This window comes from Amycolatopsis sp. NPDC104775, assembly GCF_055583325.1.
Genome location: NZ_JBVJOE010000008.1, coordinates 337,077 through 357,978, shown reverse-complemented (window position 1 = coordinate 357,978; position 20,902 = coordinate 337,077). Strand labels below are relative to the sequence as shown.

The window sequence follows — 20,902 nt, the reverse complement described above, 5'->3', positions numbered from 1 at the left end:
TCAACCTCCTTGAACCGCGGTCAGCACTTCGAGCTGCGCGCCCTTCGGCACGACCGCTTCTTCCCATTCGCCACGCCGCACGACCTCGCCGTTGACCGCGACGGCCACGCCCCGGCGTTCCGCTCCCAGCGCGTCGAGGACCGCGGAAACGGTGCTGTCGTCGGGAAATTCCCGCCATTCGCCGTTGACCTTGATCTCCATCAGACTCGCTCCTTCTCGACCAGCCGGGCGGGCGTCGCCGCGGCGACCTCCGGCGGCGGGGTTTCGCCAGCCAGCCACGCGACCACGGCGTCCGCAGTCGCGGGCGCCATCAGCAAACCGTTGCGGTGGTGGCCTGTCGCCGCGTACACGCCTTCGCTCACTTCACCGATGTACGGCAAAGCGTCGCGGCTCGCGGCCCGCAGTCCGGCGGCGACTTCCACCAGTTCGTACTCCGTGATGCCGGGCAAAATCCGTTCCGCGCCTTCCAGCAGCTCGCGTACGCCGCGTGCGGTGACGGCCTGGTGGAAACCGGCTTCGTACTGTGTCGCGCCAAGAACCAGTTCGCCGTCTTTTCGCGGTACCAGATAGATCGGCCGTCCTTCGACCATCGCGCGCACCGTGTACGGCGGAGGCGGCAGACAGCCGCGACGCGGACGCAGTCGCAGAATCTCGCCCTTCAACGGGCGTACAGCGTGCTCCAGCAACGGATGCAGCTGACCGGTCCATGCTCCGGCGGCGAGGACCACCGGACCGGACACTTCGGAAAGGCTCTGCAGCCGTTCGCGACGGAACTCGACCCCACGCTTCGTAGCCGCTTCGCTCAGCGCAGTAAGCAGTTTTCGGTTGTCCACGGCTAAATCGCCCGGCACGTGCAGGCCGCTGCGTACGGCACCGACGCCCGGCGCGAGCCGCTTCACCGCGCGACCGGTGAGCGTCTCGACGTCGCGGCCGAGCGAACGCAGGTACCCAGCGAGGATGTCGAGGTGCCCGGCGTCGGCGCTGTCGAACCCGACGACGATCGTGCCGTGCTCGGCCAGCCCCGGATCGGTGCCCTCGGCGGCGAGCTCCCGCGCGAAGCCCGGCCAGCGCCGCAACGACGCTTCCCCCAGGCTGAGCACGGCTTCCTCACCCGGCCATGCCTCGGTGACCGGGGCGAGCATCCCGCCCGCCAGCCAGGACGCGCCGCCCCGCACGGGGTCCGGGTCGACGACCGTGACGCGCCATCCACGAGCGGCCGCGCGCCAGGCAACGGACAGCCCGATGACGCCGCCGCCGACGACAGTGACGGTTGTGGTGCTGGTGTTCACAGTGGAATCACGCTCCCTGCGCCGGCATGACCCGGATCAGGTTCCACGGTCGGAGCGGCAGCTCCCTCTCAGCCCGTTGCCTCGGGCTCCCGTGCGGACTCCCACACCGTAGCGCGCGGGTAACGTCACCGCCATGCCTGCCTTGACCGGAGACCAGATTCGCGCCCGGCTCGCCGATGCCCGGCTGTACCTGTGCACCGACGCCCGCACCTCCCGCGGCGCCCTGGCCGAGTTCGCCGACGCGGCCCTTGCCGGCGGCGTGGACATCGTGCAGCTACGCGACAAGACCGGCGGCGCACCCCTCGAGGCCAAGCAGGAAATCGCAGCCCTGGAAATCCTGGCGGAGGCCTGTGCGCGCCACGGAGCGTTGCTCTCGGTCAACGACCGAGCGGACGTAGCCTTGGCCGTAGGCGCCGATGTCCTGCACCTGGGCCAAGACGACATCCCGGTCTCGCTGGCCCGCCGAATCCTGGGCGACGACGTAGTGATCGGCCGATCCACCCATTCGGCGGAGCAAGCGACCGCGGCCGCGACGGAACCCGGAGTGGACTACTTCTGCACCGGCCCCTGCTGGCCCACTCCCACCAAACCCGGACGCTCCGCCCCCGGCCTCGACCTGGTCCGCTCCACCGCGGCGAGCGATCCGAAGCGCCCCTGGTTCGCGATCGGCGGGATCGATCTGGAGCGGATGGCCGAGGTCGTGGAGGCCGGGGCGTCTCGGGTGGTGGTGGTCCGGGCGATTACCGAGGCGGAAGATCCTCGGGCAGCGGCGGAGGCGTTGCGGGCTCGGCTTTCTTAAGGAGGTTCGTCGCCTGGCAACGGACCGTGCGGGGACTTTAACGCGGTGCAAGTCCCCGCACGGACAGCGGCGGGACGCTACTCCCCGCCGTTGGACGGAACCGCGGGAGCAGTAGGCGTCTGGTTGGTGCTGGGCGCCTGCGAAGACGTACTCGGCTTGGAGGACGTCGAAGGCACCCGGCTCGGCTCCTGCGTCGGGTTGCTAGACGGCGGAGCGGACGGTGTCGTCGTCGGGGTGGACGTCGGCTTGTTCGGCCGCGACTCGCCAGAAGGCGGCACCTGCGGCTCGGTGCTGGGCGTGTTGTCCCGGCGCTCGTCCTCGTGCTGGCTGGTATCCGGCTGCCGCGGAATCAGCCCCGTGGATACGCCGCCCTTGGTCGTCCAGTCGATCCCCAGCAAAACGACCAGCGAGACCACGAACGCCACCGCACTGGACCCGATGATCAGCGGCCACCGCATCTTGCGAAGCTTCTCGCCCAGCGTGTCGGCCTTTTCCGGCTCAGTCGGCCGCAGCTCGGACAACCGGACCGTCGGCATGTTCGCCAGGTCATCGGGCACATGCACCGTCGGTGCCGCACCAGGCGCGGACTCACGCACGGCGTCAACCGGCACCTGCACCGGCGACAGTCCGCTACGGCTACGCCGAGCAGCCGTCTCAAGGGCTTTCCGAGCGGCATCACGAGTGCGCTGCAGAGAACGCAGGTACAACTCACCGCCGACCGTGCTGACCACACTGGCCACCCCGGCGCCGATAACTGTCCCCGCCACCCCCAGCGTCGAACCCAGCAACGCCGCGGTGACCGCCGCGAGCGCCGCGGCGAGCACCGAGGTCATCCGGATGTTCTTCTTCTCCTCCGGCGCTTCCTTCTGCTCCTCGCTCATGATTCCGATCTGATCGTTTCCCAGCCGTTCTTCCCTGTTTCTTCAACGGTTAAGTCGCGTGAGGTGCTCCCTTCGTTGCCCCGGCGTGAGGGACGCCACGTTGACTGTCCACAATGGATAAACTAGAGCTCACACTTTCCTGACATACTCAGCTCATGCACCTCGTGACGATCTCCGACATCGAAACCGCGGCCGAGCGGGTGAAGGGCACCGCGGTGCGCACCCCGTTGCTGCGTCAGCTCTGGGTTCCCGGCGAATTCTGGGTGAAACCCGAGAGCCTGCAACCGATCGGCGCGTTCAAGATCCGCGGCGCGTACAACGCGATCGCCGCACTCACCGACGCCGAACGGAAGCGCGGCGTGGTCGCGTATTCGAGCGGCAACCACGCGCAAGCGGTCGCCTACGCCGCCCGCGAATTCGGGATCACCGCGGTGATCGTCGTGCCGGACGTCACGCCGCGGCTGAAAGTCGAAGCGACGCTGCGCTGGGGCGCGGAAGTCCGCGAGGTGCCGATCGCGGAACGGGAATCGGCGGCGCTCGCACTCGCCGAGGAACGCGGCCTCACGCTCATCCCGCCCTTCGACCACCCGGACATCATCGCCGGGCAAGGCACCGTCGGGCTGGAGATCGCACAGGACCTGCCGGACGTCGAGACCGTGCTGGTCCCGGTCAGCGGCGGCGGTTTCGCCTCCGGAGTCGGCACCGCGATCAAGGCGAAGTGCCCGAACGCGAAGGTGTACGGCGTCGAACCGGAACTGGCCGCCGACACCGCAGCCAGCCTCGCCGCGGGCGAACGCGTGGACTGGCCCATCGCCGACCGCGCCCGCACGATCGCGGACGGCTTGCGCGCGCAACCGTCCGAACTCACCTTCGCGCACCTGCGGCGCGTCCTGGACGGCGTGATCACCGTAACCGAGGACGAAATCCGCGACACCGTCCGCGCGCTGGCCCGGCAGGGCCGCCTAGTCACCGAACCCAGCGGTGCCACCGCCCCGGCCGCCTACCTGCACCACGCCGACGAACTGCCCGGCGGACGCACCGTGGCGATCGTTTCCGGCGGGAACATCGACCCGGCGATGCTGGCCGAACTGCTCGCCTAGCTCAGCCGCCCCAGCCGCATGGGGTGTGCCGGGTTGCCGCGGACGCCCGTGAAGGACTGCTTGAAGACGTCAAGGAGTCCTTCACGGACCTCCGCCGCAGCGGCGGCCAGTCACCAGTTGACGGTCTGCCCCTGCCGGTCCAGGTAGTGCAGCCCGCCCTTGCCCGCCCAAGCTTCGATCGTGTCGGCGACGCCGGGAATGCTCTCGTCGATGGTCAGCCGCGCACTCGGTCCGCCGAGGTCCGTCTTCACCCAGCCGGGCGCCATGAGCAGCAGCGTGCGCGGGTCGTCGGCGTGCCGCGCGGCGAAACTGCGCATGAGCTGGTTCAGCGCGGACTTGCTCGCCCGGTAGACCTCGAAGCCGCCGTTCGTGTTGTCGGTGACGCTGCCCTGGCCCGACGACATCACGCCGAGAGTGCCTGTCTCGGGGACCAGATCTTGCAGGGTTTCGACGACTCGCATGGGGCTCAGCGCGTTGGTCACCATGACCTGGACGAAGTCCTCGGTGGACACGTCGGCGAAGGTCGCCGAGGGGTCGGTCGTGTAGTTGGTTCCAGCGTTGACGAACAGCAGGTCGAACGCCGATCCGGCCAGCCGCTCGCGCAGCGCCGCGACCTCGGCGGGCACCGCGATGTCGACAGTCTCCACCGTCAGCCTGCCCTCGGCCGACCCGGCCAGCTCGTGCAGCGCGGAGGGGGTTCGTTCGGTCGCGGTGACCCGCCAGCCGCGCCCGAGGAACTCGGCGGCGAGCGCGTAGCCCAGTCCGCGCGAGGCCCCGATGATCAGTGCGTTCTTGCCTGCCATGAGCGCTCCTTAGCTATCATTTGATAGCTAACCTACGGCGCGAATGAGATACCTGTCAAACGATAGGTAATGGGTTAGGCTGGTCGCGTGGAAGACGAAAAGAGCGCCCGGCTCTTCGAGCTGGCCGACCTGATCCTCGCGGTGGCCCGGCACATCAATGCCGCCAAGGAAGCCAACGCCGAGTCGGGAACGCCGCTGGAGGGAGCGGTGATGCGGTTCGTCGACCGCCACCCGGGGACCACGGTCAACGCCGCCGCCGAGGCCACGCAGATGATCTCCAGCAACGTCAGCCGAGCCGTGCGGGGCCTGGAGAAGAAGGGCTTGATCCGCCGGGAAGCCGACCTCGACGACGCCCGGAGAGTACGCCTCTACCCCACTCCGAAGGCAGCGGAGAATCTGCAACGGCTGCGTGACACCTGGTCTGCGCTGCTCGACAGGACCTCCCCGGCAGAGACCAGCACCTTGATCACGGCCCTGCAGAACATCGAGGCCCGGCTAGTCGCCCAGTCCCGCGGCTGACCCGCGCAGCCGAGCCAGCACCGCGTCCAATCCTCGCCGCACCATCTCCGGCATCCCGCCCTGCCGAAGGGCAGTCAGCAACTGCTCGTTGATCCCGCCCGGAGTCATGTGCCGGGAGGTCAGCTCGTCCAGCGGCCCGCCTCCGGCCAATGACTTGCCGACCTGCGCGAACACCTGGGCCACGTACGCCGAGGCCAGCTCAGCTTCGACTCCTTGCGAGGCCATCCACCCGGCAATGGTCGCCAAGTAGTCCAAGTGCGCGGCGAAGGTCGCCGTAGCCGCGCTGAACGCTTCCAAACTCGGCTCATCACGAGGTACCACCACCTCGCCAACGCGCTCGAACAACTCCCGCGCGACGTCGTCCTCCGGGTACATCGCGGTGAGGCTCTGCCGCTGCGCCGCCTGTGGCAAGGGAATCGACCGCACCACTCGCGAAGCCGGTGCGACCCACTCCCGCACCTGCTCCGTTCGCACCCCGGCCACCGCACTGATCACCACGTGCTCCGGCCGGAACGTCAGCTCGTCCACCACTTCACGCAGCACCGGCGGACGCACGGCCAAGACCACCGTGTCCGCCTGATCAAGCACTTCCTGATTGCTCGCGCACACCCGCACGTCCGGATACCGCGCAGCCAGTCCCGCGCTGATCTCCCGCGAGCGCGGCGACAACACCACCGGCAAGCTCCCGTCGAGCCCGGTCACGATGGCCGCGGTCAGCTCCCCGGCACCAACAAACCCCAGCACAATTCCCCCGGCGAAAGATCAGTGATGTCCACCTGGATGGACGTGCGTGGGCGGTCCCTCCACCCCGCAGTGCAGGCAATCCCCGGGATGCGGCGAATCATCGGCTTCCGCGGCGCCGAGCACCCCGTTGTGAATTCCCAACGCGATCAGCCCGCCGGCGATCGCCAGCACCGCGCAGATCACCAGTGCCGTCCGCCATCCGGCGGTCAGCGCGACCGGGTCCCGGTAAGCCGAACCCGTCAAACCTGCCGCGGCGGGCAGCACCGCCACCGCCAGAAGTCCACCCGATCGGGCGATGGCGTTGTTCACCCCGGACGCGACCCCGGCGTACCGGTCCGGCGCGGCGGCCAGCACGGTCGCGGTGACCGGAGCGACCACAGTGGCCAGTCCGAGCCCGAACACCACCACCGCGGGCAGCACCGACCCGAGATACGACGATCCCGGCCCCACCCGCGTCAGCAACAGCATCCCGGCGCCGACGACGATCGGCCCGACGACCAGCTGCAGCCGCGGCCCGATCCGTTGCGCGAGCGCCCCCGACCGGCCGGACAGCAGCAGCATGATCACCGTGATCGGCAATCCGGCCAGCCCGGCCAGCGTCGGCGAATAACCCAGTGACACCTGGAGCTGCAGAACCAGCAGCATCATCACGCCGCCGAGTGCCGCGTAGACCACGAACGTCAGCGCGTTCGACAGCGTGAACGTCCGGTCGCGGAACAACGAAGGCGGCACGAGCGGCTCGGCGGCCCGATGCTGAAGCCAGAGAAACATCCCCAGCCCGGCGACGCCGACCACCAATGCGACCAGCACGACCGCGTCGCCGATCCCGCGCACCGGGGCCTCGACCAGCGCCCCGGTCACCCCGGCCAGCCCGAGCGCGCCGACCGCCGCCGCGACGTAATCCGGATGCCCGGTCGCCGCGGTGTCCCGCGACTCCGGCACGAACCGCCGCGCCATCAGTACGACGACCACCGCGAGCGGCAGGTTGATCAGGAACGCCAGCCGCCACGACCACGCCTGCACCAGCAGTCCGCCGAGCAGCGGGCCGACCGCCGCGGCGATCCCGCCGAGCCCGGACCACGAGCCGATCGCCCGGGCCCGGTCGTCGTGCGAGAACGACGATTGCAGGATCGCCAGGGACCCCGGCGTCAGCAACGCCCCGCCGATTCCCTGCAGCACGCGGAACAGCACGAGCAGTTCGGTCGACGTCGCCGCCGCGCACAGCCCGGACGCGAGGCCGAACCAGACGACCCCGATCAGGTACATCCGCCGTCTGCCGTAGCGGTCGCCGAGCGACCCGGCGACCAAAATCAGCGCGGCCAGGGCGAGCAGGTAGCCGTCGAGAATCCACTGCAGACCGGCGACCGACGCGCCCAGCTCCTCGCCGATCCGGGGCAGCGCCACGTTCACGATCGTGCCGTCGAGCATCGCCATCCCCGAGCCGAGGATGGTCGTCCAGAGCACGCCGCGAGCCGCGGGCGTGCCCCAGCGGATGCCGGTGTCCCCCGCGGTCGTCACGCGATCAGGGCAGCAGCGTGGTGACGAACTTGTACCGGTCGCCGCGATACACCGCGCGGGCGAACTCGACCGGCTTGCCGTCGGTGGCGAACGAATGCCGGGTCAGCATCATCACCGGCATGCCGACGTCCGCGCCGAGGATCTCCGCTTCCTGCGGCCCGGCCAGCGAGGTCTCGATGGTCTCCTCCGCGCGCTCCAGCTCGACGCCGTAATGCTCGCGCAGCACCGCGTACAGCGAACCGCCCGCGGTGATGTGCTTGCGCAGCCCGCGGAACCGGCCGAGCGGAAGGTGCGTGGTCTCCAGCGCCATCGGCTGGCCGTCGGCGAGCCGGAGCCGGCGCAGCCGCAGGATCTTCGCGCCGTTGCGCAGCTGCAGCAGCTTGGTCATCTCGCCCTCGACCGGCAGCTCTTCGAGTTCCAGTAACTGGGACGAGGGCTTCAAGCCCTGCTTGCGCATGTCCTCGGTATAAGAGGACAGCTGCAGCCGCTGCGCGAGCTTCGGCTCGGCGGCGAAGGTGCCCTTGCCCTGGACGCGATGCAATCTGCCCTCGGCGGTGAGATCCGCCAGCGCTTGGCGCACCGTGGTGCGCGAAACGGTGAACTCGCCCGCCAGCGCCCGCTCGGTCGGGATCGGCGATCCCGGCGGCAGTGCGTCGAGCAGGTCCAGCAAATGCTGCTTCAGCGCCCAGTACTTGGGTTCGCGCTGCCCTCGCGCAGCAGTCCCCGCCTCGCTCGCGGGGGGTGTCTCCAGCATGCCCGGCTCCCTCAGTCTTCCCACATTAAACGCGCCAGCGCCCCGTGAGGAAACGTACCCTTCTCCCGACCCGCTCCGCCCGGCTAGCATTGGTCTAGACCTGACCGGACGCCGCTCAGCACACCGGGACCTCCGTCCCGGCGGAGAGGAAAGTGATGACCCAACTACGTCCCGGCGAGCACATGGCCGCGGAGATCTCGGAGCAGCCCAGCGTTCTCGCCGGGCTGGTCGAGCGGCGGTCCGGCATCGCGGAAGTCGCGGAAAAGATTTCACAGCACCCGCCGCGGTTCGCTTTGCTCGCCGCTCGCGGTTCGAGCGACCACGGCGCGCTGTACGCGAAATACCTGATCGAGGTACTCCTCGGGCTGCCGGCCGGGCTCGTGTCGCCGTCCACCGCGACGCTCTACGGAGCCCGTCCGGACCTGCGCGACGTGCTCTTCATCACCGTCAGCCAGAGCGGCGGTTCGCCCGACCTGATCGAGGTCACCGAAGCCGCCCGCCGTCAGGGCGCGCTCACCGTGTCGGTCACCAACACCCCGGACTCGCCGCTGCGCGCGGCTTCGGAACTGGGCATCGACATCGGGGCCGGTGTCGAGAAGGCGGTCGCGGCGACCAAGACGTATTCGGCGACGCTGATGGCGCTGTATCTCTTCATCGACGCGATTCGCGGCGGCAAGGGAGAAGACGCCGAGAAGATCGGCGAATTGGCCCAGCAGACACTCGACGGCGCCGTCGAAGGCGTGCAGCGCGCAGTGGACCGTTATCGCTTTGTCGACCGCGTGCTCACCACTGGCCGCGGTTACTCCTACGCCAGCGCGCTCGAAGCGTCGTTGAAGCTGGCCGAGACGAGCTACCTCGCGGCCCGCGCGTACAGCGGCGCGGACCTGCTGCACGGTCCGGTCGCGGCGGTCGACGGCGAGACCGCCGTGCTCGCCGCCACCAGCCTCGGCCGTGGCGGCGAAGCCATGCGAGAGGTGCTCGAAGCGGTCGGCGAACGCGGCGCGGACGTGCTCGCGGTCGGTTCGGCGGCGCAGGACGTGCCTGCCGCGCTGCGCATCCCGGTCGCCCCGACCGTCGAGGAATTGGCTCCCGTACTGGAAATCCTGCCGATCCAGCGGATCGCGCTCGGGCTGTCGCTCGCGCGCGGCGGCAACCCGGACAACCCGCGCGGTCTGCTGAAGGTGACCAAAACCCGGTGAGCCTCGTAGTAGGCGTGGACGCCGGCGGCACCTCGACGCGAGCGATCGCGATCGACGCCGCCGGCGTCGTGCACGGCACCGCGGCCGCGGCGGGGGCGAATCCGAACTCGCATCCGCCCGCGGAGGCGGCGGCCCGGATCGCCGGAGCCATCGAGTCCGCAGTGGACGGACGGGCCGGCGTGCTCGGCGTCGTGGTCGGCATGGCGGGCGAGAGCAAACTGTCCGACCCAGCGGTCGCCGCGGAGTTCGCCGCGGCGTGGGAGCGGATCGGGCTCGGCGGGTTGGTCCGGGTGACCGGCGACGCCGAAGTGGCTTACGCGTCCGCGACGGCCGAGCCGGACGGCACCGTGCTCGTCGCGGGCACCGGTTCGATCGCCGGGCGCATCCGCGGCCGCCGGATGGTCGCCACCGCGGGCGGGCACGGCTGGCTGCTCGGCGACGAGGGCTCCGGTTTCTGGCTCGGCCGCGAAGCCGTCCGCGCCACTCTGGCCGCGCTCGAAGGCGACGGCCCGCTCGGCGGATTGCCCGAGGCGGTCCTCGCCGAAGCGTTCGGACCGTCCGCAGTGGACTTGTCCGACCGCGCCAAAGTCATGTGGGCGCTCGTCACCCATGCCAATGCCGAACCCCCGGTCCGGCTCGCCCGGTACGCGCCGCTGGTGAGTGCGGCAGCCGCCGCGGGCGAGCCCGGCGCGGAGGAAATCGTGGCGCGGGGCGCCCGGCATCTCGTGCGCATCGCCCGCGCCACGCGCGAGCCGGAAGAAAAAACTCCGATCGTGCTCGTGGGCAGCGTACTGGCCGAAAACAGCCCGGCCGGGGCTCGCGTGCGGGCCGAGTTCGCCGGGCTCAACGTTCTGACCAGCTCCGATGGTGTGCTCGGCGCGGCGTGGCTGGCGGCGGTGCGAGCGTGGGGCGAGGACACCCCACGACCATCCCGACGGGTGAATGCCACCAAAACTTGAGCGGAAGAGTCGAAACCGTCGACTCAACCCCTCCGGTCCGGGTACCGTAGGAACCGGCCCCCGGACCCTCCCCCCTCGCCGGGGGCCGCCTTAACTTCCGGGTCCGGTTTCGGACCCGCCCGCACTCGGGTCTTTCGCCAGGCGAAGGCCCGGGTGTTCTGCGGGAAGGCTCCGATAGAGGACCCAGCCGCTCACTGCCACGGTCGCGGCCACCAGCGGCCAGGAGAGCACCGTGCGCGCCACGCCGAGCGCCACCACCTGCCCGGTCCACCACAGCAGTCCGTAAACGACCACGCGCAGCAAGTACTGCAGCACCCACACCCCGCTCGCCCACGAATACGCGCGCAGCAGGGCCGGATCGCGCCGCCACCGGGTCTTCTGCCCGAGCAGTATTCCCACGATCACGCCGAGCAGCGGCCAGCGCACCGCGATGCTCGCCGCGAACAGCAGCGCGCTCGCCGCGTTCGAGAACAGCTGCAGAAGGAAGAAGTCCTCGGCGCGGCCGGTGTGCATCGCGATCAGCGCGGCGATCACCACCGCGGCGAGGCTCACCACCACCGCGCGCGCCTTGTCGCCGTGGATCAGCCGGTACACGCCCAGCAGCACGGCGACGCCGATCGCGACCCCGGCTCCCCAGGCGATCGACTGGCCGGAGGCGAGCCAGCCGACGACGAACGCGGCGGGCGGGATGCTGGCGTCGATCGCGCCGCGCCGCCCGCCGAGGATCTGCGTGAGCGACTCCCGCGCCGGCCCCTTCGCAGTCTCGTCTGTCACAGCTTCCAGCCTGCCGCAACTCGCGGCGGACCCCCAGGTCGGGAGACCTACCCCACATGGCGCCCGGTACGGGTCCGATCGTGAGGTTCGTCCCGGTGAAAATGCCGTAATAGGGAGGCGGAAACCCCCGACAAGGTAAGAGACTGTGACATCCGGCTGAACCAGTCGTGGCCGGCGGGAAGGATACGGGGATATCCGACTGTTAGTTGGGGTGTACAACTAGGTCCGGGACTTCACGGGGAACAGGCGCGCACCAGCGGGAAAGGGGAACCCAGCGTGTACGGGATCAACAGCTACGTAGCCATCGGGGACAGCTTCACCGAGGGGCTCAACGACCATCGGGGCGACGGGACGTTCCGGGGCTGGGCCGACCGGCTCGCCGAGATGCTGGCGGGCGACGAGCCCGGCTTCCAGTACGCGAACCTGTCGCTGCGCGGCAAGATGCTCGACGAGATCATGGACGAGCAGCTCCCGATCGCGCTGGAACTCAAGCCCGACCTGGTCACGCTGTGCGCGGGCGGCAACGACGTGATCGTGCCGGGGGCGGACGTCGACGCCATCGCGGAGCGCTTCGAGGCGGGGGTGGCGAAGCTGCGCGCGGCCGGGATCCCGGTGGTGATCTTCAACGGGCCGGACACCAAGACGCTCTCGGTGATGAGCGTGCTGCGCGGCAAGGTCGCGATCTACAACACGCATCTGTGGGCGATCGCGGCCCGGCACGGCGCGAAGATGGTCGACCTGTGGACGATGGAGCCGCTGCACGACCGCCGCGCCTGGAGCGACGACCGGCTGCACTTCACGCCGGACGCGCACCGCCGGATCGCACTGCTCACCGCCGAGGTGCTCGGCGTCCCGGTCACCGAGGACTGGCGGGAGCCGTACCCGGCGAGCACCGAGCCGGCCACCTGGATCACGTCGCGGCGCTCCGATCTCGCGTGGACCAAGGTGCACCTGCTGCCGTGGATCCGCCGTCAGCTGCGCGGCGAGTCCATGGGGGACGGTTTGTCGCCGAAGCGCCCGGAGCTGGCTCCGCTCGTGCCGAACGACGCGGCGGCCCTCGACCTCGACGTGCGAGGCAACGCGACCGCCTCCTGACCGCCGTTTCCCCGACAGTGCCGGCGCCGGTGACCACCGGTGCCGGCACTGTCGCGAGAGCCACCCGAACGGCTGCTGTCACCAGGTCGCCAAGCGGACGGACCCGGCATATGGTCCTCTCATGTCCGGTGCACGAGGGTGGCTTCGCTTGATCCCCGTCGCGGTGGTGGTCACGGCCCTGCTCGCGGGCCTGGCCACGTGGCTGCAGGGCAGCGGAATCCAGGACGACCTCGCCTCGCGCTCGCGTTCGGCGCTCGACGCGGCCGGGATCCGCGGCGGCGACGTGAAGTTCTCCGGACGGCAGGCGACGCTCGAAGGGTTTCCCGCCGAGGAAGCCGGTCGCGCGCTGGGCATCGTGCAGGGAGTCGACGGGGTCGAATCCGCGCAAGCCTCCGGCGGGGCCGGGCCGGTGCGACCCGCGCCGTCGCCCGAACTTTCGCCCGCGCCGTCGTCGGCACCGTCGTCCAGCCCGCCGCCGAGCCCGTCCACCACGCCCTCCGCGCCGCCGACCGACCGCGACGGGATGCAGGCCGAATTGGACCGCAGGCTCGCGGCCGCGCCGATCACTTTCGAACCGGAAACCGCGAACCTCACCGACCAAGGCGAGCAGGCGGCGCGCGATCTCGCTCCGCTGCTGCGCGACGCGCCGGACAATCTGCGCTACCGCCTCGTCGGCCGGGTCGCCGACGGTCCGGGCGGGCGCAGCGCGGCACTCAAGCTTTCCCGCAACCGGGCGCTGACGGTGATCCGGTTGCTGATCCGCGAGGATGTGCCGCCGGACCGCTTGCTCGCGGTGGCCAGCACGGGCAGCACGGGCAGTGCGGATAACGGGAACGGCGACAGCGACCGGCGGGTCGAGATCACAGTGGAACAGAGGTGAAGGCGGATGCTCTGGCTCTTCGGGCAGATCTGGCTGTGGCTGCTCGTCTCGTTCCTGATCGGGGCGGCGGTCATGTGGCTGTTCACGCGGGCGTCCCGGCCGAAGGCCGCCGCCGAACCTGAGCCGTACCGGGCCGCGGCGGCGGAGGCGCCTGCCGAGGAAACCCGGCACATCCCGCCGGCGAACCCGTACGAGGACTACGAGGAGCACGAGGAACCGGCGTACCCGCAGTACGACGACCAGCCGGAGCGCGTCTACAACGACTATCCGGAAGTCGATCCGGACGAGCCGTACCACGAGCACCGTCCGCCGCAGCACGCGGCCGGGCACGCCCTGCCCGATCCCGAGCCTCGGCTGTCCGGAGAACTGAGCTGGCCCGAGGAGGACCAGCGGAGTCCGCACTGGCCGCACGACGACGAACCCGCTCCGCGGCGACCTGGACGCGGTGGCTGACACCCACCTGGTAGATTCGGCTACGCACGGTAAGCGGGCGCCGAGGGCCCCGGACGATGTCAGGAGGTCCGATGGCGCTTCCGCACTGGACGCCACAGAACCTGCTGCCGCCCGGCCGTCACCACGCCGACCTCGCCGACGTCTACGAGCGGCTGGTCTACGACGCGCCGCACCAGAACGAACGCGAGATCCTGTTCAGCGCGCTCAACAGCTACCTCGGCGTCGCCCAGCGGGTGATCACGTCCGGGCGAGCCTGGCTCGGCGGCGCGTTCATCACCCGCACGGCGCATCCGCCGCGCGGGCTCGACGTGGTGCTGCTGCCGGACGAATGGGGCGCGTTGAAGCGGCTGGACGACAGCGGCCGCACCGCGCTGTACGGCCTGCTGACCCTGCGCGGCATCATCGTCGGCCAGCCCGCGATGTACCTCGACCAGATCCAGCCGGTCGGCGGCATGCTCGACGGCTTCCTGTGCCGTCCCGGCGACGAGGACGTGTGGGAATCGGTGTGGGCCGAAGGCGGCAGAGGCATCCCGGAGATGGTGTGGTGAGGAACGAGTTCCGGCGGATCGCCGACGAGATCCCCGGCGGCACGTGGCTGGACGACCTCGCACGGGCCTCGGCGATGGCGGCGAACGCGAAGTTCGAGCGCACCTGCCGCGCGCCGCTGCTGCACGTGTCGGTGATCGGCGAAACGCACATCGACGCGTACACCTTTTCCGACATCAGCCGCGCGCTGCAGGACGCGACGGCGAAGATCGGGCACATCATCCGCAATCCGTCGAACGAGGTCACCTTCGTCCAGCAGGCGGACCGGGACAAGGCCCCGCTGATCCAGAAAGGACAGGCGGGCAACGCGATCTTCTTCGGCTTCCCGGAACCGGCGGTCGACGACGCGCTGATCCACGACGGCATCGAAACGCTGTCCGAGCGCGCGGTGAAGGAACTCTGCGATTTCCTGCCCGCCAACGGTTCCGACGACGGCGCGCTCGACGCGGTGCTGCTGCAGCGCGACACGGTGCGCAACGCCGTCAGCGACGTCGTCAACGCGGTCAGCAAGCACGCCGGCATCGGGATGGCGCTCACGCCCACCGCGGGTGAGCAGGTGACCAGGAGCATGACCACCGAACAGGCCAGGGTGCTGCAGGGCAGCCTGCGCGAGTCCCGCGAGGCGGTCGGCTACGAGACGGTGACCGGACGCCTCGACGGCGTGCGCACCCGGCGGCGGATTTTCTACCTGGAGCGGGAATCGGGCGGAACCATTCAGGGCGCGGTCGCCCCGGATCTGCTCGACCAGATCAAAGAAAATCTCGATCGACCGGTGACCGCGCGGTTGCGCGTAGTGCGCACCACGACCATCGACGGCAGGCGCGGCAGGCCGGTGCACGAACTTCTCGAGATCACTCCGGAAGTCAGCCTTTTCGATCAGTGAATGGCGTGCGGAACATCGCGTCGCCAGGTCAGGGCCGTCGGGTAAGCACGCGGTCGCTCTTCGGAATCAGCGCGAATCCCCTTTTTCCGCGCAGCAAATGGCGCCGCTTCGGGCAATCCGGCGGGAAATGACCCCGATTGCCCGGACGCGGTAAATGAATGACATTGTCACTCGATAACGATTATTCCAACTTCGCGCCCATCTGCGTTAGCGTCTTCGCCAACCAAGGCGGAAGAGGCACGCATGACGACCGAGCAGCCGTATCCGGCCGCACCCGCACGACACAGCCGGACCACTACTCGCCCTGGTCCGCCCCGCCCGCCCCAGCAGACGCTGTCCCGGCGGCAGGCGAACTGGCCCGGCGGCCTCGGGGTCACGCTGGGACTGGCCGCGGCCGCTGTCGCCTTCCTCCCGGATTGGGGTTTCCTCGGCTGGCCGGTCGCCGGTCTGGGACTCCTCGGGGGAATTGCGGGAATCGTCCTTTCCTCCAAGGGCACAATGCGCGGATTCGGCGTCGCGCTCACCGGCACCACGCTTTCCGCGCTGGCCGTCCTGCTGTGCGGCGCGATGCTGCTGTACCCGTCGATGTTCGGCACCGCGCGGGCGGGCGAACTGCACATTCCGCCGCAGCCGGGCGAGAAGCATTCGGTCGACTTCGTCGTGACCTCGGCGGGCGGCGCGACCGTCCGCTTCGGCACGCTGAACGACCAGCGCACCGCGTCCACCCCGCCGAGCACCGACGACTGGCACGGGCACGCCTCCTACGACGGCGGCAGGCCGGTCCTCTCGCTCACCGCGGACACCGCGAACGCGGGCGTGACCAACCAGATCAGCTGCCAGATCCTCGTCGACGGCAAGAAGGTCGCCGAGAGCAGCGGCAGCTCGATCGCGCTTTGCACCTCGAACGTCGAATAGAGCCTGGCGGCCGGCCGGCCTACCCCCATCTCGGCCGGCCAACCGCCACCGAACCGCTCCTGGCGGCTCTTCCAGGTCCGCGCGGTGCTGCCGCGGTCCCGTCGCCGGCTTCACAGCCTGCCCCTCCCCTAGGGCTCCGCCAGCGTCGCGGCCGACCCTACGCGCGCTGACCGGCCAATGGCTAAGAATCCGCTAAGCGGACGCGATTATTACCACGTTGACCAGCGAAAACACAGCTGAACATTGTACAAGAGCCGGGCTCGCCGACTGCCCGCTCACCGCGGGCCGACCAGGGGCGGGCGCTACTGCTCCTCCAGAGCGGCCGCTTCCTTGCGCAAGTCCTCGACCTGCCGCGGATTCATCCGCTCGAACAGCGCGATCGCCCGCCGGTACTCTTCCCGCGCCGGCTCCAGCCGCTCCTGGCCGCGCAGAATCCGCGCCAGCGTGACCCGCAGAATGCCCTCCTGCAGCTCGAACTGCCGCACGACCGCCAGCGACACCGCCTCCCGCGCGTAGCGTTCCGCCGCCGCCAGGTCGCCGATGCCCAGGTGCAGTTCGGCGAGGTTGTTCAGCGACACCACGGCGTAGCTGTCGTCGCCGAGTTCGCGGTCTATTTTCAGCGAGGCCAGCTGATGCGTGATCGCCTCGGCCGGGCGGCCGGCGCGCTTTTCCGTCTCGGCGCAGTTGTTGAGCGCCTGGCCGCGCAGTTCGAGATCGCCGGTGCGTTCGGTCTCCGCGACGGCCTCCAGCAGCCGTTCGATCGCCTCCGAGTAGCGGCCGAGCAGCGTCAGCACGCTGCCGAGGTGGATCTTGGCGACGATGAGCGAACGCCCGTCGAGCCGGGTGGCCAGCCCGACCGCGCGTTCGGCGTCGGCGATGCTGCCCGGCGACAGCTCGAAGGTGAGCGCGATGGCGCAGCGGGAGATCAGCATCCAGCACTGGCCGAGCGGCTCGTTCGCGGCCTCGGCGGCGGCCAGGCCGAGGTCGACCAGCCGGATCCATTCCTCGTACAGCGGGCAGACGACGCGGTAGGTGTGCGCGACCCGGGCGAGCCGCCAGACGTCGGCGTAGCGGCCGTCGGCGTGCGCGGCGTCCAGCACGGCGAGCAGGTTCGGCCATTCCGCGGCGAACCAATCCTGCGCCTGGGCGAAGGTTTCCAGCGGCGGCAGCTTTTCCGGCGGCACGAGGCCGGTGAGGTCGAGCGGGTCGACGATGCGCAGCATCTTCCGGCGCGCGGTGTCCGAGGCGGCCTGGTGGTAGCGGATCGCCCGGTCGAGCACCGCGGCGCGTTCCGCCGGGTCCAGTTCGGTTTCCGCCAGGTCCCGCAGGTACAGCCGGACCAGGTCGTGCGGAGCGAAGGCGTCGCGCGAGACTTCGGCGATCAGGTTGTGCGCGGCGAGCGTGCGGAGTTCGCGGCGGGCCTGCTCCACCGGGATCTGCGCGATCGCCGCCGTCAGATGCGGTCCGGTGTGCCGGGCGGGCACCGCGCCCAGCCGCAGCAGCGTCCGGGCGAGACCCTCCGGAAGGCCGCGGAACGAGACGTCGAACGCCGCCCGCACGCCGTCGTCGGCTCCGGTCACGTCCAGTCCGGCCAGCCGGGTGCGTTCGTTTCCCAGCTCGCCGACGAGATCCTTGAGCGTCCATTGTGGACTGGCGGCGAGTTTGGCCCCGGCGATCCGCAGCGCGAGCGGCAGGTAGCCGCACAACCGGGCCAGCGCGTGGTTGAGGTCGAAATCCGCCGGCCCGGCCAATTCTTCGATCACGCTCACCGCGGCTTCCGGCGCGAGCGTGCCGAGCACGCGCAGCTTCGCCGCGTGGGACACCGCCAGTGCCTCCAGCCGCGACCGGCTCGTCACCACCGTCATCGACCGCGCACCCGGCGGCAGCAACGGACGCACCTGTTCGGCCGAACGCGCGTCGTCGAGCAGCACGAGCATCCGCCGTCCGGCGATCAGCGAGCGGTACAGCGCGACGCGTTCGTGCACGTGCTCCGGCACCTCGTCGGCGGGCACGCCCAGCCCGAGCAGGAACTGCGACAGCAGGTCGCCCGGCTCCAGCGGCGGCTGATGCGGATCGAACCCTTGCAGCGCCGCGTACAGCACTCCGTCCGGGAACAACCGGGCCGCGCGATGCGCCCACCAGATGACCAGAGCGCTCTTGCCGACCCCGGCGGTGCCGGAGACGATCACGGTGCTGTCGCCGCGTTCGGCGAGCCCGTCGAGCCACTCGACCTCCGCCTCGCGCCCGGCCAGCGTCGGCAGCGCGGGCGGCAGCTGGGACGGCGCGACCGCCTGCTCCAGCTCCGCGCTCTCGTGCGCGGCGAGATCGTCGTTGAGCACGCGCTCGTGCAGCGCGCGCAAATCCGCGCCGGGTTCGACGCCGAGCGAGCCGAGCGTGGCCCGCGAAACGGTGTGGTACAGCTCGAGCGCTTCCCCGCGCCGCCCGGCGTGGTAGAGCGCGCGCATCAGCTGTCCGGCGACGCGTTCGGCGAGCGGATCGGCCCGGACGATCGGGCTCAGCTCCACGATCAGCTCGTCGTACCGGCCGAGATCGAGATCCGCGTTGACCCGGGCGTAGCGGATCGCGCGGCGCAGCTCCTCCAATTCGGGCGCCCGCACCGAATCGGGCACGCCGGACAGCGCCGGTCCCTGCCACAGCGCGAGCGCTTCGGCGAGCAGCTTCGAGGCGTTCTCCGGGGTTTCCAGCGCGGCCTGGTCGAGCAGAGCCCGCGCGCGATGCGCGTCGATCCGCTCCGGCGCGAGGGAAAGCTGGTAACCCGGCGGACGGGTGCTGATCTCGGCGACCGGATCGGCCATCTCCCGCAGCAGCCTGCGCAGCTGCGACACGTTGCCGTGCACGATGGTGCGGGCGGTGGCGGGCGGATCGTGGCCCCACAGCGCGTCGATGATCTCCTCGAGCGGCACCACCTTGCCCACGCGCAGGGCGAGCAGCGCCAGCAGCCCCCGCACCCCGGGGCCGCCGACGGGAACCGCGCGGCTGCCGTCGAGCAGCCGCACCGGGCCGAGCAGTTCGACCCGCGCGCCGCCATCGGCCATGCTCGCGCGCACCTCCCAGGCTCACCCCCAGCCAGAGGTGTCAACTTACCGTCAGCGGCAGCCCGCAGAAACCGCCCTTTCGTGAATTTCGACCCCTGAACAGACGAGTCCGGCCCCGCACCATCAGTCCCGATCTGATGGTGCGGGGCCGGACTCAATGATCGTCGGCCGGGCCGCCAGGGGGCGCGGTCCACCCGTCTTTCGTGGCCGTCCACCGGCGGCTCGGGGGGCTCACCCCGAGCAAGAACCCGGACCGCTGCGGACAACCGTGCCTCCGCAGCCGAACTGCGAGGTGGCGATAACGTAACAGGGCGCACATCCCTCGTTACGAGCGACCCGCCGGTTGGCGAAGGTAACGCTGGTCACCGCGTGATCGGGGCGGGGTCGCGGCCGGCGATGAACGACGGCCGCGGCTCGCTCGCGGCGAACGGCTCCTGCAACGCGTTCTCCACGCTGTTGAACACCAGGAAGATGTTCGACCGCGGATACGGCGTGATGTTGTTCGACGAGCCGTGCATGATGTTCGAGTCGAACCACAGCGCCGAACCGGCCGAGCCGGTGAACTGGTCGATGCCGCAGTCGGCGGCGAGCTTGGTGATGTCGTCCGGCGACGGCACCCCCACCCGCTGGTCCTTGAGCGAGCTCTTGTAGTTGGACTCCGGGGTCTCGCCGACGCACTGCACGAACGTGCGCTGCGAACCCGGCATGATCATCAGCCCGCCGTTGTACGGGTAGTTGTCGGTGAGCGCGATCGAGCAGCTCACCGCGCGCGGCGACGGCATGCCGTCCTCCGCGTGCCAGGTCTCGAAATCGGAATGCCAGTAGAAGCCGGTGCCCTTGAAGCCCGGCATGTAGTTGATCCGGCTCTGGTGGATGTAGACCTCGGAGCCGAGGATCTGCCGCGCCCGGTCGAGCACTCGCGGATCGCGCACCAGCTCGGCGATCAGGCCGGAGATCTCGTGCACGTCGAAGATCGACCGGACCTCGCCGGTGCGCGCCTCGGTGATGACGCGTTCGTCGTCGCGCAGCTTCTCGTCCGACGACAGCCGGACGACCTCCTGCCAGTACGTCTGGACCTCACCGGGCGAGAGCAGTCCCTCGACGACCGTGTAGCCCTTGGCGTCGTGATTCGCCAGGGTGGCGGCGTCGATCGGGCCGTCAGCCTCGGTACCCCACACGGTGGGGTGCACGCGCGGAAGATGATCCGGCGTACCGGTGATCCGGGTCGGGTAACCGTCTTCGACCCGGGTGTCCATGATCGTCACAGTGGCTCGCCTCCAGTTCTTCTGGCGTTTCTTCTTTCTCGGGGTGGTGGTGGGAGTGGCGCCGTGTCAGGAGTCTTCGGTGACGAGCGGGTAGACCCCGTTTTCGTCGTGCACCTCGCGGCCGGTGACCGGCGGGTTGAACACGCACACGCACTTGATCTCGGTCTTCGGCCGGACCTGGTGCTTGTCGTGGTCGTTCAGCAGGTACAGCGTGCCCGGCTTGAGCGGGTACACCTTCCCGGTGGCGAGGTCTTCGATCTCGCCTTCGCCGGAGGTGATGAAAACGGCCTCGATGTGGTTGGCGTACCAGAAGTCGTTCACCGTGCCCGCGTACAGCGTCGTCTCGTGCACCGAGAAACCGACGCCCTCCTTCGCGAGGATGATGCGCTTGCTGCGCCAGTTCTCGGTCTTGATGTCAGCGTCGGTGTCGGTGATCTCGTCGAGCGTGCGGACCAGCAAGTGAACGGCTC

General features: G+C 69.9%; 22 protein-coding genes and 1 riboswitch. Of the genes, 11 read left to right on the top strand and 11 right to left on the bottom strand.

Annotation, left to right across the window (positions count from 1 at the left end):
* Positions 1-201, bottom strand: a complete 201-nt coding sequence (thiS, locus tag ACZ63D_RS32270) for a sulfur carrier protein ThiS (RefSeq protein ID WP_037361904.1) — start codon at positions 199-201, stop codon at positions 1-3.
* Positions 201-1,289, bottom strand: coding sequence for a glycine oxidase ThiO (thiO, locus tag ACZ63D_RS32265; RefSeq protein WP_465358128.1), 1,089 nt, complete (start codon positions 1,287-1,289; stop codon positions 201-203). The genes thiS and thiO overlap by 1 nt, the downstream gene beginning before the upstream one ends.
* A riboswitch (TPP riboswitch) is annotated at positions 1,286-1,392 on the bottom strand. Its footprint overlaps the gene before it by 4 nt.
* Before the next feature lie 30 nt (positions 1,393-1,422).
* Here thiO and thiE point away from each other — a divergent pair.
* Positions 1,423-2,088 (top strand): thiamine phosphate synthase, encoded by a 666-nt coding sequence (gene thiE / locus ACZ63D_RS32260; RefSeq protein ID WP_465358127.1) that lies wholly within the window; start codon positions 1,423-1,425, stop codon positions 2,086-2,088.
* A gap of 77 nt (positions 2,089-2,165) precedes the next feature.
* Here the strand turns inward: thiE and ACZ63D_RS32255 are convergent, their stop codons facing one another.
* Positions 2,166-2,969: a hypothetical protein gene (locus tag ACZ63D_RS32255; RefSeq protein WP_465358126.1), complete on the bottom strand. Its 804-nt coding sequence runs from the start codon at positions 2,967-2,969 to the stop codon at positions 2,166-2,168.
* Positions 2,970-3,124: 155 nt separating this feature from the next.
* On the opposite strand from ACZ63D_RS32255, the gene ACZ63D_RS32250 reads away from it, so the two are divergent.
* Positions 3,125-4,069 carry a threonine ammonia-lyase gene (locus ACZ63D_RS32250; protein WP_465358125.1) on the top strand — a complete coding sequence of 315 codons (945 nt, stop codon included), beginning with the start codon at positions 3,125-3,127 and terminating at the stop codon, positions 4,067-4,069.
* Between the two features lie 110 nt (positions 4,070-4,179).
* Here ACZ63D_RS32250 and ACZ63D_RS32245 read toward each other — a convergent pair whose 3' ends face one another.
* Positions 4,180-4,872 carry an SDR family NAD(P)-dependent oxidoreductase gene (locus ACZ63D_RS32245; RefSeq protein ID WP_465358124.1) on the bottom strand — a complete coding sequence of 231 codons (693 nt, stop codon included), beginning with the start codon at positions 4,870-4,872 and terminating at the stop codon, positions 4,180-4,182.
* A gap of 87 nt (positions 4,873-4,959) precedes the next feature.
* Between ACZ63D_RS32245 and ACZ63D_RS32240 the strand changes: the two genes are divergently transcribed.
* Positions 4,960-5,391, top strand: a complete 432-nt coding sequence (locus ACZ63D_RS32240; RefSeq protein ID WP_465358123.1) for a MarR family winged helix-turn-helix transcriptional regulator — start codon at positions 4,960-4,962, stop codon at positions 5,389-5,391.
* Here ACZ63D_RS32240 and ACZ63D_RS32235 read toward each other — a convergent pair.
* Genes ACZ63D_RS32235 through ACZ63D_RS32225 form a run of 3 tightly spaced genes read right to left on the bottom strand, consistent with a single transcriptional unit; the run spans position 5,368 to position 8,407 of the window.
* Complete coding sequence (locus tag ACZ63D_RS32235; protein WP_465358122.1) at positions 5,368-6,135, bottom strand: NAD(P)-binding domain-containing protein; 768 nt, start codon at positions 6,133-6,135, stop codon at positions 5,368-5,370. The genes ACZ63D_RS32240 and ACZ63D_RS32235 overlap by 24 nt on opposite strands.
* A gap of 18 nt (positions 6,136-6,153) precedes the next feature.
* Complete coding sequence (locus tag ACZ63D_RS32230; RefSeq protein ID WP_465358121.1) at positions 6,154-7,653, bottom strand: MFS transporter; 1,500 nt, start codon at positions 7,651-7,653, stop codon at positions 6,154-6,156.
* 4 nt (positions 7,654-7,657) lie between these two features.
* Positions 7,658-8,407, bottom strand: a complete 750-nt coding sequence (locus ACZ63D_RS32225; protein WP_009084055.1) for a GntR family transcriptional regulator — start codon at positions 8,405-8,407, stop codon at positions 7,658-7,660.
* Positions 8,408-8,562: 155 nt separating this feature from the next.
* On the opposite strand from ACZ63D_RS32225, the gene ACZ63D_RS32220 reads away from it, so the two are divergent.
* Positions 8,563-9,606, top strand: a complete 1,044-nt coding sequence (locus ACZ63D_RS32220) for an SIS domain-containing protein (protein WP_465358120.1) — start codon at positions 8,563-8,565, stop codon at positions 9,604-9,606.
* The gene (locus ACZ63D_RS32215) at positions 9,603-10,565 is read left to right on the top strand and encodes an N-acetylglucosamine kinase (protein WP_465358119.1); all 963 of its coding nucleotides are present in this window, start codon (positions 9,603-9,605) and stop codon (positions 10,563-10,565) included. The genes ACZ63D_RS32220 and ACZ63D_RS32215 overlap by 4 nt, the downstream gene beginning before the upstream one ends.
* A gap of 90 nt (positions 10,566-10,655) precedes the next feature.
* Here ACZ63D_RS32215 and ACZ63D_RS32210 read toward each other — a convergent pair whose 3' ends face one another.
* Positions 10,656-11,339, bottom strand: a complete 684-nt coding sequence (locus ACZ63D_RS32210) for a DUF3159 domain-containing protein (protein WP_465358118.1) — start codon at positions 11,337-11,339, stop codon at positions 10,656-10,658.
* Positions 11,340-11,615: 276 nt separating this feature from the next.
* Here ACZ63D_RS32210 and ACZ63D_RS32205 point away from each other — a divergent pair, with 276 nt between their 5' ends.
* The 6 genes from ACZ63D_RS32205 (at position 11,616) to ACZ63D_RS32180 (ending at position 16,111) form a co-directional block, all read left to right on the top strand.
* Entirely contained in the window at positions 11,616-12,434 is an 819-nt protein-coding gene (locus ACZ63D_RS32205; RefSeq protein WP_465358117.1) for an SGNH/GDSL hydrolase family protein, read from the top strand.
* Between the two features lie 121 nt (positions 12,435-12,555).
* A complete protein-coding gene (locus ACZ63D_RS32200) occupies positions 12,556-13,314 on the top strand; it encodes an OmpA family protein (RefSeq protein ID WP_465358116.1) in 759 nt (252 codons plus the stop codon).
* 6 nt (positions 13,315-13,320) lie between these two features.
* Positions 13,321-13,767, top strand: coding sequence for a LapA family protein (locus tag ACZ63D_RS32195; protein ID WP_465358115.1), 447 nt, complete (start codon positions 13,321-13,323; stop codon positions 13,765-13,767).
* Between the two features lie 71 nt (positions 13,768-13,838).
* Positions 13,839-14,315, top strand: a complete 477-nt coding sequence (locus ACZ63D_RS32190; protein WP_465358114.1) for a DUF6932 family protein — start codon at positions 13,839-13,841, stop codon at positions 14,313-14,315.
* Positions 14,312-15,196: a hypothetical protein gene (locus tag ACZ63D_RS32185; protein WP_067580198.1), complete on the top strand. Its 885-nt coding sequence runs from the start codon at positions 14,312-14,314 to the stop codon at positions 15,194-15,196. The genes ACZ63D_RS32190 and ACZ63D_RS32185 overlap by 4 nt, the downstream gene beginning before the upstream one ends.
* Before the next feature lie 243 nt (positions 15,197-15,439).
* Positions 15,440-16,111, top strand: coding sequence for a hypothetical protein (locus ACZ63D_RS32180; protein WP_465358113.1), 672 nt, complete (start codon positions 15,440-15,442; stop codon positions 16,109-16,111).
* Between the two features lie 302 nt (positions 16,112-16,413).
* Here the strand turns inward: ACZ63D_RS32180 and ACZ63D_RS32175 are convergent, their stop codons facing one another.
* The 3 genes from ACZ63D_RS32175 to ACZ63D_RS32165 all read right to left on the bottom strand — a co-directional run bounded on the left by ACZ63D_RS32175 (position 16,414) and on the right by ACZ63D_RS32165 (position 20,891).
* Entirely contained in the window at positions 16,414-19,167 is a 2,754-nt protein-coding gene (locus ACZ63D_RS32175; protein ID WP_465358112.1) for an AfsR/SARP family transcriptional regulator, read from the bottom strand.
* Between the two features lie 362 nt (positions 19,168-19,529).
* Positions 19,530-20,432 (bottom strand): ectoine hydroxylase, encoded by a 903-nt coding sequence (gene thpD, locus ACZ63D_RS32170; protein WP_465358111.1) that lies wholly within the window; start codon positions 20,430-20,432, stop codon positions 19,530-19,532.
* Positions 20,433-20,498: 66 nt separating this feature from the next.
* Complete coding sequence (locus tag ACZ63D_RS32165; RefSeq protein ID WP_465358110.1) at positions 20,499-20,891, bottom strand: ectoine synthase; 393 nt, start codon at positions 20,889-20,891, stop codon at positions 20,499-20,501.
* Positions 20,892-20,902 lie beyond the last annotated feature (11 nt).